14 protein-coding genes and 6 tRNA genes are annotated in these 15,627 nt (G+C 55.7%); 3 read left to right on the top strand and 17 right to left on the bottom strand.

The window, feature by feature from the left end; all coding sequences use genetic code 11:
• Positions 1–5: 5 nt before the first annotated feature.
• The 7 genes from V6F78_RS18175 to V6F78_RS18145 all read right to left on the bottom strand — a co-directional run bounded on the left by V6F78_RS18175 (position 6) and on the right by V6F78_RS18145 (position 2,070).
• The gene (locus tag V6F78_RS18175; RefSeq protein ID WP_047294776.1) at positions 6–1,019 is read right to left on the bottom strand and encodes an ABC transporter substrate-binding protein; all 1,014 of its coding nucleotides are present in this window, start codon (positions 1,017–1,019) and stop codon (positions 6–8) included.
• A gap of 307 nt (positions 1,020–1,326) precedes the next feature.
• Positions 1,327–1,402, bottom strand: a tRNA-Gly gene (locus tag V6F78_RS18170).
• Between the two features lie 4 nt (positions 1,403–1,406).
• Positions 1,407–1,482: transfer RNA gene (locus V6F78_RS18165), tRNA-Glu, on the bottom strand.
• Positions 1,483–1,656: 174 nt separating this feature from the next.
• Positions 1,657–1,732 (bottom strand) — tRNA-Gly (locus V6F78_RS18160).
• 5 nt (positions 1,733–1,737) lie between these two features.
• Positions 1,738–1,813: transfer RNA gene (locus V6F78_RS18155), tRNA-Glu, on the bottom strand.
• Between the two features lie 103 nt (positions 1,814–1,916).
• A tRNA-Gly gene (locus V6F78_RS18150) sits at positions 1,917–1,992 on the bottom strand.
• Positions 1,993–1,994: 2 nt separating this feature from the next.
• Positions 1,995–2,070: transfer RNA gene (locus V6F78_RS18145), tRNA-Glu, on the bottom strand.
• A 349-nt stretch (positions 2,071–2,419) separates the two neighbouring features.
• Here V6F78_RS18145 and V6F78_RS18140 point away from each other — a divergent pair.
• Complete coding sequence (locus V6F78_RS18140; RefSeq protein ID WP_047276289.1) at positions 2,420–3,178, top strand: hypothetical protein; 759 nt, start codon at positions 2,420–2,422, stop codon at positions 3,176–3,178.
• 280 nt (positions 3,179–3,458) lie between these two features.
• Here the strand turns inward: V6F78_RS18140 and V6F78_RS18135 are convergent, their stop codons facing one another.
• Positions 3,459–3,803, bottom strand: a complete 345-nt coding sequence (locus V6F78_RS18135) for a YggL family protein (protein ID WP_047294778.1) — start codon at positions 3,801–3,803, stop codon at positions 3,459–3,461.
• Between the two features lie 232 nt (positions 3,804–4,035).
• On the opposite strand from V6F78_RS18135, the gene dacB reads away from it, so the two are divergent.
• Positions 4,036–5,502 carry a D-alanyl-D-alanine carboxypeptidase/D-alanyl-D-alanine endopeptidase gene (gene dacB / locus V6F78_RS18130; RefSeq protein ID WP_047276292.1) on the top strand — a complete coding sequence of 489 codons (1,467 nt, stop codon included), beginning with the start codon at positions 4,036–4,038 and terminating at the stop codon, positions 5,500–5,502.
• Positions 5,503–5,607: 105 nt separating this feature from the next.
• Here dacB and rlmKL read toward each other — a convergent pair whose 3' ends face one another.
• Positions 5,608–7,878, bottom strand: a complete 2,271-nt coding sequence (gene rlmKL, locus V6F78_RS18125; protein WP_047282857.1) for a bifunctional 23S rRNA (guanine(2069)-N(7))-methyltransferase RlmK/23S rRNA (guanine(2445)-N(2))-methyltransferase RlmL — start codon at positions 7,876–7,878, stop codon at positions 5,608–5,610.
• Between the two features lie 542 nt (positions 7,879–8,420).
• On the opposite strand from rlmKL, the gene rmf reads away from it, so the two are divergent.
• The gene (gene rmf / locus V6F78_RS18120; protein ID WP_010448881.1) at positions 8,421–8,636 is read left to right on the top strand and encodes a ribosome modulation factor; all 216 of its coding nucleotides are present in this window, start codon (positions 8,421–8,423) and stop codon (positions 8,634–8,636) included.
• A 114-nt stretch (positions 8,637–8,750) separates the two neighbouring features.
• Here the strand turns inward: rmf and V6F78_RS18115 are convergent, their stop codons facing one another.
• From V6F78_RS18115 to V6F78_RS18080, 8 genes are all read right to left on the bottom strand, one after another.
• Positions 8,751–9,776: a quinone-dependent dihydroorotate dehydrogenase gene (locus tag V6F78_RS18115; RefSeq protein WP_047294780.1), complete on the bottom strand. Its 1,026-nt coding sequence runs from the start codon at positions 9,774–9,776 to the stop codon at positions 8,751–8,753.
• A 181-nt stretch (positions 9,777–9,957) separates the two neighbouring features.
• Positions 9,958–10,935 (bottom strand): OmpA family protein, encoded by a 978-nt coding sequence (locus V6F78_RS18110; protein ID WP_047294782.1) that lies wholly within the window; start codon positions 10,933–10,935, stop codon positions 9,958–9,960.
• A 106-nt stretch (positions 10,936–11,041) separates the two neighbouring features.
• Complete coding sequence (sigX, locus tag V6F78_RS18105) at positions 11,042–11,632, bottom strand: RNA polymerase sigma factor SigX (protein ID WP_029611289.1); 591 nt, start codon at positions 11,630–11,632, stop codon at positions 11,042–11,044.
• Between the two features lie 90 nt (positions 11,633–11,722).
• On the bottom strand, positions 11,723–12,547 hold the full coding sequence (locus V6F78_RS18100; RefSeq protein WP_047276302.1) for a mechanosensitive ion channel family protein: 825 nt from the start codon (positions 12,545–12,547) through the stop codon (positions 11,723–11,725).
• Positions 12,548–12,549: 2 nt separating this feature from the next.
• Positions 12,550–12,795 carry a hypothetical protein gene (locus V6F78_RS18095; RefSeq protein ID WP_047276304.1) on the bottom strand — a complete coding sequence of 82 codons (246 nt, stop codon included), beginning with the start codon at positions 12,793–12,795 and terminating at the stop codon, positions 12,550–12,552.
• Positions 12,796–12,858: 63 nt separating this feature from the next.
• A complete protein-coding gene (locus V6F78_RS18090; RefSeq protein ID WP_047294784.1) occupies positions 12,859–13,854 on the bottom strand; it encodes a CorA family divalent cation transporter in 996 nt (331 codons plus the stop codon).
• 24 nt (positions 13,855–13,878) lie between these two features.
• Positions 13,879–14,370 (bottom strand): ribonuclease E activity regulator RraA, encoded by a 492-nt coding sequence (gene rraA / locus V6F78_RS18085; protein ID WP_047276306.1) that lies wholly within the window; start codon positions 14,368–14,370, stop codon positions 13,879–13,881.
• A gap of 149 nt (positions 14,371–14,519) precedes the next feature.
• Entirely contained in the window at positions 14,520–15,548 is a 1,029-nt protein-coding gene (locus tag V6F78_RS18080; protein ID WP_080963816.1) for an alpha/beta fold hydrolase, read from the bottom strand.
• Positions 15,549–15,627 lie beyond the last annotated feature (79 nt).

The following is a 15,627-nucleotide window of genomic DNA, read 5'->3' as shown; positions in this document are numbered from 1 at the left end:
GCGGCTTATAACGCCGATTTAACTTTTTGGGCGGCCTCAGGGGTTACCCATTTCTCCCAAATCTGCGGCTGTTCACGCAGGAAGGCTTGCGCGGCCTTACGCGGTTCGGTTCGTTTTTCACTCATTTGCGCCAGCGTCTGATTCAGCAGGTCGATCGGGAAGTCGACCTTCTCATAAAACTGCACCAACTGCGGGTACTCGGATTTGAAGGGGGCAGAAACGCCAATCGCCAATTTCGCAGGCAACGAACGCGTGCCCTTGGGGTTCGGATCGTTCGCGTCGGTCAGGGTTTTCCAGGCCTGGGCATCAAATGGAGGCTCTTCCAGCTTGATCAACGGGTAGCGCCCGATCAGAGGTGTCGGGGACCAGTAATAGAACAGCACCGGCTTGCCGCGTTTGATCGAAGAACTGATCTCGGCATCCAGCGCAGCCCCGGAACCTGTCCGGAAATTCACAAAATCTTTATCCAGCCCGTAGGCTTTGAGCTTTTGACTGTTAACGGTTTCAGACGTCCAGCCGCTGGGACTGTTCAGAAAGCGCCCGCGGCTCGGGTCTTCCTGATCGCGGAATACATCCTTGTAACGGGCCAGATCGCTGACGGACTTCAGCTCGGGCGCCAAGGGCTCGATCCCTTTTTTCGGATCGCCTTTAATAACGTACTCCGGTACCCACCACCCTTCGCTGGCGTTTTTCACGATATCGCCCAGGCCGAAGACCTTGCCTTCTGCTTCAGCCTTGACCCACACCGGACTGCGCCCGGCCCACTCTTCGCCGATCACCTGAATATCGTTTTTAGCCAACGCCGCTTCAAGGCTGACAGTGCTGCCTGGCAATGTGTCGGTGCTGACGCCGTAGCCCTTTTCGGTGAGCTGGCGCAGCACCTCAGTGATAAAACTGCCGCTTTCCCACGTGAGATCTGCGAAATGAACCGGTGTTACCTGGCTTTGTGCCCACACCGGTTGCGTAACGATCCCAAAGGCCAGAAGCGAGCCACTGAGCCACTTTTTAAGATTGTTCATACGGATTCTCTTGTTGTGTTGTGTCGGCGTGATCGAAGCATTAAGGGTTTTGAACAACGAAGGTGACGCAAGGTTCAGGTCAGTACTGACTGAACAAGGGGATATGTCCAACCTTAGCAGTCATACCGTCCAGCGGGCGGTGACGCTTAATGGTAAGAACACGTATTTGGCTGTTGTTGAGGCGCGGGAGTGATTGTGCAAAGCCGCACGGATTGAGCACGGCCTAAAAATCGCAGGCACAAAAAAAGCAGCCCGTAGGCTGCTTTTATGTGTTTTTTGAAACTGCGTTGCTCCAAAAAACAAAATTTGGAGCGGGAAACGAGACTCGAACTCGCGACCCCGACCTTGGCAAGGTCGTGCTCTACCAACTGAGCTATTCCCGCAAAATGGCGTCCCCTAGGGGACTCGAACCCCTGTTACCGCCGTGAAAGGGCGGTGTCCTAGGCCACTAGACGAAGGGGACGTTACCCAAAACATACGTTGTATGTCTCAGTGCCAGCCGCATCAAACTCAATTGCTGCGCTGGCGTTTCACTCAACCTCACCCGAAGGCAAGGCTGCTGGTGACACAAAAAAAATCAGCCTCAGCTGATCTTTTTATGCTTCCTGAATGTTGCTTGACTTCAGAAAACAAAATTTGGAGCGGGAAACGAGACTCGAACTCGCGACCCCGACCTTGGCAAGGTCGTGCTCTACCAACTGAGCTATTCCCGCAATAATGGCGTCCCCTAGGGGACTCGAACCCCTGTTACCGCCGTGAAAGGGCGGTGTCCTAGGCCACTAGACGAAGGGGACGTTGCCCGAAACATACGCTGCATGTTTCAGTGCCAATCACATTGACCGAAGCTAATGTTTTGGCTTTCACTCAACCCCGCCCGAGAGCGAAGCTGCTTAAAAATGGAGCGGGAAACGAGACTCGAACTCGCGACCCCGACCTTGGCAAGGTCGTGCTCTACCAACTGAGCTATTCCCGCATTGGCGTCCCCTAGGGGACTCGAACCCCTGTTACCGCCGTGAAAGGGCGGTGTCCTAGGCCACTAGACGAAGGGGACACGCTACAACTTCACTGGTTACTGCGTTTCGCTGTGTGCTTTACGCTGCAATTGGCGCGCATTCTAGGGATGGTTTTAGAAGTCGTCAACCCCAATATGAAAATATATTGAAATCAATGACTTCCCCAATCTTAAGGCCATTTCCTACGCCGTCTAGCGCCCAAGTCCTGACGCCTATATTCCGACATCCTACAAGGAGTTATAGTTGGCAGCGCACAATAGTGGCACTCTGTACCACATCCAACACATCTGCCTCTTTATAGACGAGAGCTCTGACCTTCAAGATTGTTTGCGACACCAAAATAAAGCCCATTGACTATCCAAAGAGGTTTTCACGTTGACACCATCCATGATCACCCTGCTTGTAGTAGCCGGGATCGTCCTATTGATCGCCATCGGTTACATGAACCATGTGGTGGAAAACAACAAACTCGAAAAGGCGCGCCTGAAGGTCGAACTGACTGACCGCGTTCGTCGTTGCAGCGAAGTCAGCGAAACCTTCCCCGGCCAATTGATGTCGCCCGGCTTAAAGCACTTGCTGACACGCCTGGAGCTCAATGCCTGCCAGCGCCTGCTGCATCTGGATAAGAACAGTGCGCCAGTCAAGGCGCGTATTGCCGAGCTGAACGCACTGGTGGGCCAAGGCGAGTCGATCCCCGTCAATAACCCGCCCGGCCCGATCCTGACTGAAGCCAAGGCCAAGGATGTGCGTTTCTTGCTGGAAACATTGCACGGGCAAATCACCCGCGCGGTGCAAGATGGCTTTCTGCCTACTAACGAAGCCAAACGCTGGATCAAAGAGATCCGCCATTTGCTGGTCGTGCTGCACATCGAATTCTTCAACAACCTTGGGCAGTTGGCCTTCCAGCAAAATCAGCCGGGGCAGGCACGCCTTGCCTATGAGCGCGGCGCCCAGTACCTGCGCAAACAACCTGAACCCGCCATGTACAGCAGCGCGTTGAAGGAAATGGAAGAACAACTGGCGCGTGCAAATTCGCTGGTGCTTACCAAGCTTGAGCCGACAAAGGATGAGGTCAACGAACTGACCGAGGGCTTGAAAACTGACGAAGCTGACGCGGACTGGAAGAAAAAGGTCATCTACGACTGATGCCCTGATTGCCAATCGATAAAAGGACAAGCCCATCCCTTGTCCTTTTTTTTGCATTCCCGAAAGCCTGATGGGTGAGACGGACACACCCATGCACGCAGACAGCCACGCGCTAAGCAGTCTCGCCCTCGACTACACGGCTAAAAAACGCACGCACGGGGGTGCAAGGAGCGCAGGCAAAAAATAATCAAGGAATGTGTATCGGTCGCCCGGACGGGCCAGAGGATCTTGCAGAACAGCCGCATGGAAGCAGCCAGACAGGCTGCCTCCATGCATCACATCAGGCTACCGGATTGATAGGCTTTTCCGGGTACCACACGTCGAGCAGCGGGCTCACTTCAACGCTGGTCAGCTCTGGACGAGCTTTCAGCCAGGCTTCAACAGCTGCGCGCTGCTCTTCGCTGACCGAACCGCGCTTCTGCAGGCACACCAGACCGTAGTCGTCGCCGCCAACATAACCAAGGCCGTTGTCTTCCATGGCTTCTTTCAAGAACGCTTCGAGGAAAGCGTCGATAGCTTCTTCCGACAGGTCTTCTTTGAAATCCAGGTTCAGCTCAAAACCCAACTCCTGAAATTCATCAACGCACAGCTTTTTGCGCAGACGCTGGGAACGATTAGTAGCCATTGAACAATCCTCTTAAGTAATAACGGCGGCACTTTACCAGTTTCGAGCTGTACGTGCCCGGTTCAGTGTGGACGGCTCATCGTTTTGTGCATTTAATCAATGCACGTGTGTATCACGGCAATGCACAAGACTGACCACCTTGGGGCATAATGCCGTCACTTTCATGACCATTGAGGGAATTTTTCATCATGCCCTCGTATTTTTTCCCCTCGCCTGCAGGGTATTACTTTTTATGATCAAGTCTTTACGTCCACTGCTACTCGCCGGGTTGATGCTGCCATTCGCCTTTGGGGCCAACGCTGCCCCGGTCAACACCACTCTTTCGCCCAAGGTTCAGCAGGCGCTCAAAACCAACAAATTGCAAAACAACGCACTATCACTGGTGATGCTGCCGCTCAACGGCCCCGGCGTACCGACTGTGTTCAATGCTGATGTCTCAATGAACCCGGCCTCCACCATGAAGCTGGTCACCACCTACGCAGCCCTGGAAATGCTCGGCCCTACCCATCAGTGGAAAACCGAGTTTTACACCGATGGCACGCTGAGCAACGGCATCCTGCAAGGCAACCTCTATCTCAAAGGCGGCGGCGACCCCAAGCTGAACATGGAAAAGCTGTGGCTATTGATGCGCGACCTGCGTGCCAATGGCGTGCAACAAGTCACCGGGGATCTGGTGCTGGACCGCAGCTTCTTCGAGCAACCGCAATTGCCAGTATTTGATGACGACGGCAATGACAAGAACAAGCCTTTCCTGGTCAAGCCCGACGCGCTGATGGTCAACCTCAAGGCGCTGCGCTTTGTTGCACGCAACGACTCAGGCAAGGTCCTGATATCAGTTGAGCCGCCGATTGCCAGCATCCGCGTGGACAATCAGGTAAAAGCCGTCAACGCCAAGCAATGCACGGGCGACGTGCGTTACAACCCGGTGCCGCAGCCGGACGGCTCAGTCCTCGTTACCGTCACGGGTCAATTGGGCGATGGCTGCAACTCGCAGACCTACCTGTCGCTGCTTGACCACGCCACGTATACCGCAGGCGCCGTTCGCGCGATCTGGAAAGAGCTGGGCGGCAGTATTCTGGGGCAAGATCGCCAGGGTTCCGTCCCCAAAAGCGCCAAAGTCCTGGCCCGCGCCTTCTCGCCAGACCTCGCTGAAATCATTCGTGACATCAACAAGTACAGCAACAACACCATGGCTCAGCAGTTGTTTCTGAGCCTGGGTGCGCAGTTCCGCACGGATGCCGACGGCGATGACGCCAAAGCAGCCCAGCGTGTGGTTCGTCAGTGGCTGGCCAAGAAAGGCATCACGGCGCCGCACCTGGTGATGGAGAACGGCTCAGGCCTGTCTCGTGCCGAGCGGGTCAGCGCCCGTGAAATGGCTCAAATGCTCCAGGCCGCCTGGAAAAGCCCCTACGCCGCCGAGTTCATCAGCTCCATGCCCATTGCTGGCAAGGACGGCACGATGCGCAAGCGTCTGAAAACCACCGCCATGAACGGTCAGGCTCACATCAAGACCGGCACTCTCAACACTGTGCGTGCGATCTCGGGCTTTAGCCGTGATAGCAATGGCAACACCTGGGCCGTGGTGGCCATTCTCAATGACCCACGCCCATGGGGCGCCTCGGCCGTCCTCGACCAGGTCCTGCTGGATCTTTATCGTCAACCGCAACTGCCGAACAGTGCGATTTCAATCGCCCAATAAGGCTTTTACGAAGCCATAAAAAAAGCCCCGACTCACTCGAGCCGGGGCGTTTTTGTGTATGGCCTCTGTCATCCCTGCCTGCAGCCCGGGATGACAGGAGCGCGATCAACGCGCCGTGATTTTCCAGGCGCGGTGAATCTTGCTGTTGCGGGCAAAATCCGGATCAATCGTACTGGCAGTGATTTCTTCGACGGCGTAACGCGCTTCCAGGTGCTCATCGAGGATGAACTTGCGGAAGTTGTTGGAGAAGTACAACACACCGCCGGGCGCCAGACGCGCCATCGCCAGGTCCAGCAATTGCACGTGGTCACGCTGGACATCGAAGATGCCTTCCATGCGCTTGGAATTGGAAAAGGTCGGCGGATCGATAAAGATCAGGTCGTACTCTTCCCGGCATGCATCGAGCCATACCATCACATCGCCCTGCTCCAGACGGTTCTTGTCTGAAAAACCGTTGAGCGACAAATTACGACGCGCCCAGTCCAGGTAAGTTTTGGACAAATCCACGCTCGTGGTGCTGCGCGCGCCCCCTTTAGCGGCGTGAACACTCGCGGTTGCGGTGTAGCAATACAGGTTCAGGAAACGCTTGCCGGCCGCCTCGCGCTGAATCCGCATGCGCATCGGGCGGTGGTCGAGGAACAGACCGGTATCCAGGTAGTCCGTCAGGTTGACCAGCAGCTTCACGCCGCCTTCATTGACCTCGGTGAACTTGCCTTGCGCGCTTTGGCGCTCGTATTGCTTGGTCCCGCTCTGGCGCTCGCGCCGCTTGACGATCACACGGCTTTTATCGACGTTCAATGCCTGAGGAATGGCCGCCAGCGCATCGAACATGCGCGCCGAGGCTTTTTCCGGGTCAATGGATTTGGGCGCTGCATACTCCTGAACGTGCACCCAGTCGTGGTACAGATCAATCGCCATCGAGTATTCAGGCATGTCTGCATCGTAGACACGGTAGCAATCGATGCCTTCGCGCTTAACCCATTTGCCCAAGGCTTTGAGGTTCTTTTGCAGACGATTGGCGAACATTTGCCCGCCTTCGCTCAGACGCGGCTGCTCAACCACAACGGGAACCGGCTTGATCGGGTTACCGTTCTTGTTGAATTTTTCGTACTTACCCGGTGCTTCAATGTTGGACGGCAGATCGGACTCAGCCTGCTCGCGCTCAGCCTGACGCTGCTCAGGGGTACGACGCTCACCAGTCACGAACTGGTCCGGCACGACCTTGATCAGCAGCAACTTGCACGGCAAGGCGCCGTTCCAGAATGAATACTGTTTGTGGCTGCGAATACCCATGCGCTTGCCCAGGTCAGGCGCGCCCGTGAACACCGCCGCCTCCCAGTTCAAACAGGCCTGACGCAGGCGCTCGCCCAGGTTCTGGTAGAGATAGAGCAGGCTCGCCTCATCGCCCAGGCGCTCGCCATACGGCGGGTTACAAATGACCAGGCCTTTCTGGTTCTGATCCGGGCGAGGTTCGAACGTCGCAACTTCACCCTGGTAAATCTTGATCCAGTGACTCAGACCGGCGCGCTCGATGTTGTTGCGCGCAGGCTGGATCAGGCGCGGATCGGCTTCATAACCCCGAATCCACAATGGCGGTTTTGACATGCCCGCCTCAGCCCGCTCAGTGGCTTGCTGGTGAAGTTTTTTCCAGATCGCCGGTACGTGGCCGAGCCAGGCGTCAAACCCCCAATGAATGCGGTTGAGGTTAGGCGCCATATCGGCGGCAATCATCGCGCCCTCGACCAAAAATGTGCCCACACCGCACATCGGGTCAGCCAGCGCAGCGCCTTCAGCTGCCATGCGCGGCCAGCCCGCACGAATCAGGATAGCTGCTGCAAGGTTTTCCTTGAGCGGCGCAGCGCCTTGCTGCAAGCGATAGCCGCGCTGGTGCAGGCTGCTGCCTGACAGATCCAGCGACAGAATGGCTTCACCCCGATCCAGTCGCAGGTGGATACGCAAATCAGGGCTGATTTTGTCGATCGACGGACGCTCGCCGGACGGCGTGCGCAATTTGTCGACAATGGCGTCTTTGACTTTCAACGCACCAAAATGGGTGTTGTCGATGCCGGAGCCGTGGCCGCTGAACTCCACCGCCAAGGTGCCGTCGGGCACCATGTGATCCTGCCAGTCAACCTCCAGCACGCCGTGATAGAGGTCCTCGGCGTCTTTCATCGGAAAGCGCTTAAGTACCAGTAATACGCGGTTAGCAAGACGCGACCAGAGACACAGACGGTAGGCAGTTTCCATATCTGCAGTACCACGAATGGCCGAGGTATGCTCGCGAGCGTCCTCAAGGCCAAGGCCTGTGGCCTCCTCAAGGAGCAAGCCTTCAAGGCCTTTCGGGCAGGTAAGGAAGAGTTCGTAACGATCCGACATGGGATTCCTGAGCTTTTAGCTATCTGTGAAGAGGCAACGCATTGCCTGCTCCGTTTTCAATCAAGCGCTTTTCTTGAAGAGCGCTCGCGTGGCACGAGACTGTGCCGGTCCATCCCCGCGCCCAACCTTGCCCGCAGGCATGAAGAGTTTAGACGCTGAGACAGGTCATTCATCTTGAAACAAAGGGACATATTCAGACCCTTCGTCGAATAGTACCCGAGCAAATAAGGCGGTCATTCGCAGCAGAGAATGAAACGCATCATCTTTGCAAACACTCGCAGGATCAGGCTTTGGTCGTAGAAAGGGGCAAAAGGCCTCCCTTTCTTATGGCCTGAACACCACTATCGTTACGTCCTTATGACAAAACGATCATTCACACACCCAACCACATTGGTTAGAACTGAACGCAGGTTGTCACCGCGCAGGTGATAACAAAAATGCTCGCCACGCCGGCAGCGAGCCACCCACGGCAGAAGCACTCTGCCCCGACCTGAGTCAGGTCGACGCGATATAAAACAGTCAACAAGTGAGGGCAATACCCTATGAGAAGACTTAAGCGTGATCCGTTGGAAAGAGCTTTCTTGCGCGGATACCAATATGGCGTTAACGGCAAGTCCCGTGAGCTTTGCCCTTTTACTCTACCGTCGGTGCGCCAGGCATGGATTAATGGCTGGCGCGAAGGACGCGGCGACAACTGGGACGGTATGACAGGCACTGCGGGCATCCACAGACTCAACGAACTTCACGCCGTCGGCTAACTCTGGGCACATTCCGACATCACCTCGAATACGCAACACGTTAACCATGTCGTCCTATCCGGGCGGCGGGCTGCGGCCCAAGGGCTCCTCCAAGGAGCCCTTTTTATTGGGTGTTTATCGACGGGTGATGGCCGAAATGGCATCCACTGATTCGCGAATCAGCGCTGGCCCTTTGTAAATGAAGCCGGAATAAATCTGCACCAAACTGGCACCTGCCTCGATTTTCTCAGCCGCATGCTTGCCTTCAGTGATACCGCCCGCCGCAATAATCGGCATCCGGCCAGCAAGTTCTTCAGACAGGACCTTGACGGTATGAGTGCTTTTTTCTCGTACGGGCGCACCCGACAGGCCGCCTGCCTCATCCCCATGCTCCATGCCCTCCACACCCACGCGACTCAACGTCGTGTTGGTGGCGATCACCGCATCCATGCCGGTTTCCAGCAAGGCTCGCGCGACGAGCACGGTTTCTTCATCTGTCATGTCAGGTGCAATCTTGATCGCTAGCGGCACACGCTTGCCGTGACGCTGCGTAAGCTCGTTCTGACGCAGCTGTAAGGCCTCCAGAAGCTGCTTGAGTGAATCGCCGAACTGAAGCGTGCGCAGACCCGGAGTATTCGGAGAACTGACGTTGACCGTCACGTAGCTCGCGTGAGCGTAAACCTTGTCCAGGCAAATCAAATAATCATCAACGGCCCGCTCAACCGGTGTATCGAAATTCTTGCCGATGTTGATACCCAGGATCCCGCTGTATTTGGCCGCCTGCACACGGGTCAACAAATGATCGACCCCCAGGTTGTTGAAGCCCATGCGATTGATAATGGCCTGCGCTTCAGGCAAGCGAAAAATCCGCGGTTTGGGATTACCGGGCTGAGGGCGCGGCGTCACGGTGCCGATCTCCACAAACCCGAACCCCAATTGGGCGAATCCATCAATCGCCGCCCCGTTCTTATCCAGGCCTGCGGCCAACCCTACCGGATTAGGGAACTCAAGCCCCATGACGCTAACGGGCAGCTTGGCTGGCGCCTTGCACAGCAAACTGTTCAGCCCCAAACGGCCGCCCGCTCCGATCAAATCCAGAGACAGATCATGCGAGGTTTCAGGGGAAAGCTTGAAGAGCAACTGGCGGGCCAGGTTATACATGGGCTCGATGGTCTCGGAAGGCGGCTGAAAGTGAGCGCGATTATAGCCGTGCCGAGCGGTAAGAGGCGAGGGAAGTGTGGGACGCCGTTTCAGGCCTGCTCGGCTTGAGACATCGGGACTAAATCGCAGACAAAGAAAAGCCCGGCCTGAGCCGGGCTTTTCTGAACAGGCTAGCTAAAAATTACTTAGCTTCTGCTTGAACGGTAGCTTCTACGCGACGGTTCAGAGCACGGCCTTCTTCAGTTGCGTTCGAAGCAACTGGGTTGGCTTCGCCGTAACCCACTGCGTTTACGCGACCGGATTCAACACCGTCGTTAACCAGAGCTGCACGAACGGCGTTAGCACGACGCTCGGACAGTTTTTGGTTGTAGGCGTCTGGACCTACGCTGTCAGTGTAACCAGCAACAGTAGTGGTGGTCGCAGGGTACTGCTTCATGAAATCAGCAACGTTGCGGATGTCAGGCATGTACTGCGATTTAACAACCGACTTGTCGAAGTCGAACTTAACGTCCAGCTCAACCTTAACCACTTCAGCGATTGGAGCTTCTGGTTCTGGCTCAGCGATTGGTGCTGGAGCTGGAACTGGAGCAGGCGCTACTTTACCGCCGTTGCCGCCGAAGTTTACACCCAGGCCAACAGTAGGCGCGTAGTCCCACTTGCCGTTGTCCAGTTTGTAGTCAGCTTCAACGCCTGCACGGGCGAACAGGTTGTCAGTGATGTACCACTTAACACCAGCGCCAGCAGTCAGGAAAGTCGACTGGTCACGACCGCTGTGGCCGTCAGCTTCTACGTTGGTCATGCTCTTGTGAGCAACACCACCGGAAACGTAAGGACGCAGAGCGTCACCAACGGTGCCGAAGTGGTACTGAGCGTTCAGACCAAAGTTGTCGCCTTTGATTTTCTGGTTGCCAGTGCCGTCGTTCGAACGGGTGTGGTTAGTCTTGTCGTAGGTCAGGTTCAGCGAGACGTCGTCGGTCAGGAAGTAACCGATCGATGCGCCTGGGTTGTAACCGTCTTCTACGTGCTTGACGCTGTCGTTGTACTGTTTTTTGTAGAACAGTTCACCCTCGACCGCGCCTTGGCCTTGTGCCAGGGCACCGAACGAAGTTGCGGCTACAAAGGAACCAATGGCAATGCCCAAGGTGTTTTTCAGTTTCATCCGTTAAATCCCCATCTGGTGATTGTAAAGCAGTCCCACATACCGGGGGACAACTCGGCGGCAAGTCTATCAGAACTTACCTACACGTAGAGCTATTTGCGCTGAACTAAGTTTCAGCAATGCCTGCAAATTTCTCACGCAATTTATCAAGAGCACGCTTGTAGCGCATTTTCGTCGCACTCAAACCCATATGCATTATGTCCGCGATTTCCTGAAATTCCAGTTCTGCGACAAATCGCAGCACCAAAATCTCCCGGTCGATCGGGTTCACATGCACCAGCCAGCGATCGAGTCCGCCCTTTTCCTCAGGTTTCGGCGCCTTTTCTTCAGACGCTTCCTCAAGGGGGTCAATACTCAATGCGTCCATCAAGCGACGCTTTCGCCGTTCCTTCCGATACTGCGTAATGCATTCGTTGTAGGTGATGCTATATAGCCAGGTCTTGAATTTCGATTTGCCCTCAAAATTCTTCAAGCCATACAGCACCTTAAGCATTACCTCCTGACAGACATCGTCAGCATCACGATCGTTCCCTAAATACCTTGAACAAACGTTGAACAAAGTGCGTTGGTAACGCCGCATCAACTCTTCATAGGCGCGCGTGACGTGAAACAACTCATCATGCGAGCGCGCCACCAGCTCCTCATCAGAGAGTTCGCGGGGGTCATAGCGCATGGATAGCGATTGGGCTTTATTCAAAACGAGTCGTGCCGACAGTCAGGTCAATGTCCGCCACAGCCGAGAACACAGGCATATTTGCGGCGGCATACATTAGCAGGGTTTGCCGCATCAGCGGCTAGTCACGTGCTGCTCCAGCAAGATCCGATTGGAGATGGAGACTAGCTCACCCTCCTCGGTCAGCAACGTGGTTTTAACCGTGCCGATCTCTTCGATCTGCCCTTCTATCTCGCCAACACGTACGTCTTGCCCAACCTGATACAGCTCACGCACATAGATCCCGGCAAGGATCTGACCCGCAATTTCCCGACTTCCCAACCCCATTGCCAGCGCAACGGCCAGACCAACGGTAATCAAAACGATGACAATCACATGGTTCAGCAGGTCAGTTTTGACCTCAAGCTGACTGATCGCCACTGAAATACTGATGATGATGACCAGCCCCTGAGCCACCCGACCCAGCCCGCCAGCATAATCAAACCCGACGCTTTCGGCCGCGCCACGCACCAGACCGTTGAGCAATTGCGCAAGCAATACCCCCACCAGCAGCACCAGCAACGCACCAAAAACCTTGGGCAGGTAAAGCGTGAAAATGTCCAGCGTAGCTGAAACCCGCTCAAGCCCAAGGGACTGAGCCGCAGAAACGAGGAAAATCAGCAAAATAAACCAGTAGACGATCTTGCCGATCAAGGTGGAGATCGGCACCTGGATCCCCGCACGACCCAGGATTTTGGTCAGGCCGGTCCCGCCCATCAGGCGATCAAGGCCCAGCTTGGCCAGCAACTTCGACAGCAGGGTATCAAGCAGTTTTGCAACCACGAAACCCAGCAATACAACCACCAACGCCCCAAACAGGTTTGGAATGAAGTTGGCAATTTTGGTCCAAAGGGCGGTCATTGCCGTGACCAGGCTCTGGGTCCAGAGATCAAGTTCCATGTTCAATCAGCCTTATCAGCAGGGCGAGCAGCAGGTTTGCGTCGCGAAACGGGCGCAATATGAGCCGAACCGCTGTTCAAAGCAATCATCAGTGCCTGCACCCAACGGCCCAGAAGACTGAAAAGATCACCTGCACCCACCTGGCGGTTTGCAGTTTTCAGTACTCGGCCCAGGCATGCATCGTCGTCACGGGTCGACGGCTCAGCCTTGAGCATTTCACGTAAAGACTGTTCAAACGGATCGTGCATAAGCACCTCTCGGTATGTCAGTGAAAGACGCGGGCCACATCAACGGGGTCACATGCCCACCCTTCACAACCATTGCAACCGGCGATAAAACCACCACTGGCCCACGCCAATAACCAGCATGACGAGGCACGTAACAGCAAAGCCGTATGGGTCATTGGAGAAGGGAACTCCCCCCACATTGATACCAAGTAATCCGGTAATAAAGGTGATGGGCAAAAAGATTCCGGTCAGTACGCCAAAGCGATACATGATGCGGCTCATGCGCACATTCAGACGCCGGTCTTCAGCCTCAAGTACCAGTCCCACGCGCTCGCGGGTCAATTCCAGCTCTTCCAGGTAGCGGGTCAGACTGTTATTCAATTCGTTCCAGTAGTCGGCATCGTCCGCCGTAAACCACGGCAATTTGGTGCGCGTCAGCTGTCCGAAAATATCGCGCTGCGGTGCAAGAAAACGACGCAATGCCGCTGCCCGGCGACGGATCTGCAATATCGAGCCATGCTCAGGAGTGTACCGTTCGTCGGCATCTATCTTGTCCTCCTCGTCATCGACGATTTCAGACAGCTCACCGATCAAATCCTGCACCTTTAATGTCAGGTGCTGAGCCAGATAGAGGATCAATTCAGCGGGATTTTTAGGCCCTTCGCCCTGATCGAACTCAGTCAGCAGCTCATCGGTTGCACGCAAAGGGCGCATGCGCAGCGAAATTACCCGCTGCGCACTGCCGAAAATGCGCAGTGACACCATGTCTTCCGGCTCTGCCCCCGGATTGAGGTTCACGCCGCGCAAGAACAGCAGCAGTTCATTGTTGGGCAAAGGCAGCAGACGTGGACGGGTGTTCTCTTCGAGCAGCAAATCACAGCTGAATTCGCTCAGGCCGCTGGCGTTACGCAACCAGCTCTGGGTTTGAGGATGACTGCGATCCCAATGCAACCAGAGGCTTTCATGACTGTGCAACTCAAGGTCATTGAGCTCGGTGCGGGCAATCGGGCGGGCACCGCCCTCGCCGTCCAGTACCAACGCGTGCACCAGGCCCCATTGAGCGTTGTCTTCCTCGAACATCCGTGATCCTTAGCGGTTGCGCCGTTATTCCGGCATTTTCAAAGCAGTGGGCGACACAATGACGCCGTTATTGTCGGCGTAAATGTACTCACCCGGACGAAACGTCACGCCCGCAAAGGTCACGGCAACATTGAGGTCGCCCAACCCGCGCTTGTCGGTTTTCATCGGATGACTGGCCAGGGCCTGTACGCCCAGATCCGTTTGCGCAATGACGTCGACGTCACGGATGCAGCCGTAAATAACCAGGCCTTCCCAGCCGTTTTTCGCCGCCTTTTCAGCGATCATGTCGCCCAGCAAAGCACGGCGTAGCGAACCGCCGCCGTCGACGACAAGCACTTTGCCTTTACCGTCTGCCTCTGCCTGCTCTTTCACCAGTGAGTTGTCCTCAAAACACTTGATGGTCACGATTTGGCCACCAAATGAATCGCGCCCCCCAAAATTGCTGAACATCGGCTCTAGCACTTGAACCTGGTCAGGGTAGGCATCGCACAAATCAGGCGTGATGTAGTGGTTCATGGAAACTCCTTGGGAGAAGACGCTACAGGAAGAAACAAAGGGTTCTAGTGTTATAGACGCCAGCACGCAGCCAAGCTTTAAATGTTGCCCTACAGGTCAGAACATACGCTGGCCCCAGCCACACAATATGACCAAAACCACAAATCGCGTCACATAGTAGCTTCAACCTCGACCTGTCGGAACCCCAATGGAGTACCGTCGCTTTGTTTCCCAGTGCCGGAGAGCTGCAGCGCTGTGTGGCCGTGTAACCATTCAAGCACCAAAGGCCAAACCTCGGCTTGAGCAGCGTCACTGACCAGCATTTCAGCGTGCCCGAAATCAGAACTGAAACCGTGCGCATGCCCCAACGTAATGAATTTTCGCGCCTCTGAGCCCATTTGGTCATACAACGTGCGGCAAGCCCGCTCCGGCGTTTTCAGGTCACCCGCCGCCGCGACTGCCATGATCGGCAAGCGGACTTCAGCCAGCCCCGCCCACCAGTCACGCTCGGCATCCTTAAAGCGCCCGAGAAAACCGTTCCAGCGTAAGGATTCCAGCGCAATGCCGATCGGTTCATCCTCCGGCCCGCGCTTAAGGCGCGTTCCGGACAGTTGCGCGCAGCGTTTTAGTAATAAATGAGCGCCCCACTCCACCGGCGGTATTTTCAATGGCCAGTAACGGCGATTGACCTGAGTGCCAAAAAACGCAGCGGAGGCTACGGCCGGCTCACCCAAATACTGACCGCCGAGTGCCGCGGCCAATGTAATGCCGCCTTGTGAATGCCCGATCCAGTGCGGGACCTGCCCGCTCTGCTCACGGACAAACGCAGCAATGGCCGGCAAATCGTAACGTGCGTAATCGGCCACGCGATTGTTGCGCCATTGTTGATTACGCACAGAGAGGCCATGGCCGCGCATTTCCGGCAACCACACATCAAAGCCTGCGCGGGCCAAAAACGCCCCAAGCCCGACACCTTTCGGGGAGTACCAGAAACGCCGATTAGAAAAACTGCCGTGCAACAAAATCACGGGCACGCCCCGCGTCAGCCCGGCATCTGCCAGGCCCAGGCGGGTGACCGCCAACTCCACGGACACATCCGGGCTATTAGCGGGTTTCAAGCGATACACGTCTTCGCTCAGATCGCCCCGACGCTCGGCGCTGATCAGGGCAACGGGAAATAGATGACTGCTGCTTTGCATAATGCTCTTGCACAAAAAAGGGCGACCCCATACAGGAACTCGCCCTACCACTGCTTATATAAGGACAGGGCAATCACTG

The organism is Pseudomonas sp. ESBL9 (genome assembly GCF_036668715.1).
Lineage (GTDB): Bacteria > Pseudomonadota > Gammaproteobacteria > Pseudomonadales > Pseudomonadaceae > Aquipseudomonas > Aquipseudomonas lundensis.
The sequence above is the reverse complement of the archived record's forward strand: the minus strand, read 5'-3'. Positions and strand labels throughout refer to the sequence as shown.

What these genes read in the sequence shown, in the direction of transcription:
- V6F78_RS18110 (WP_047294782.1), bottom strand. Translation starts at nt 10,935, where the DNA reads ATGAAACTGAAAAACACCTTGGGCATTGCCATTGGTTCCTTTGTAGCC.
- V6F78_RS18080 (WP_080963816.1), bottom strand. Translation starts at nt 15,548, where the DNA reads ATGCAAAGCAGCAGTCATCTATTTCCCGTTGCCCTGATCAGCGCCGAG.
- V6F78_RS18140 (WP_047276289.1), top strand. Translation starts at nt 2,420, where the DNA reads ATGATCACCCTGCTTGTAGTAGCCGGGATCGTCCTATTGATCGCCATC.
- V6F78_RS18100 (WP_047276302.1), bottom strand. Translation starts at nt 12,547, where the DNA reads ATGGAACTTGATCTCTGGACCCAGAGCCTGGTCACGGCAATGACCGCC.
- rraA (WP_047276306.1), bottom strand. Translation starts at nt 14,370, where the DNA reads ATGAACCACTACATCACGCCTGATTTGTGCGATGCCTACCCTGACCAG.
- V6F78_RS18095 (WP_047276304.1), bottom strand. Translation starts at nt 12,795, where the DNA reads ATGCACGATCCGTTTGAACAGTCTTTACGTGAAATGCTCAAGGCTGAG.
- V6F78_RS18115 (WP_047294780.1), bottom strand. Translation starts at nt 9,776, where the DNA reads ATGTATAACCTGGCCCGCCAGTTGCTCTTCAAGCTTTCCCCTGAAACC.
- V6F78_RS18175 (WP_047294776.1), bottom strand. Translation starts at nt 1,019, where the DNA reads ATGAACAATCTTAAAAAGTGGCTCAGTGGCTCGCTTCTGGCCTTTGGG.
- dacB (WP_047276292.1), top strand. Translation starts at nt 4,036, where the DNA reads ATGATCAAGTCTTTACGTCCACTGCTACTCGCCGGGTTGATGCTGCCA.
- rlmKL (WP_047282857.1), bottom strand. Translation starts at nt 7,878, where the DNA reads ATGTCGGATCGTTACGAACTCTTCCTTACCTGCCCGAAAGGCCTTGAA.
- V6F78_RS18135 (WP_047294778.1), bottom strand. Translation starts at nt 3,803, where the DNA reads ATGGCTACTAATCGTTCCCAGCGTCTGCGCAAAAAGCTGTGCGTTGAT.
- rmf (WP_010448881.1), top strand. Translation starts at nt 8,421, where the DNA reads ATGAGAAGACTTAAGCGTGATCCGTTGGAAAGAGCTTTCTTGCGCGGA.
- V6F78_RS18090 (WP_047294784.1), bottom strand. Translation starts at nt 13,854, where the DNA reads ATGTTCGAGGAAGACAACGCTCAATGGGGCCTGGTGCACGCGTTGGTA.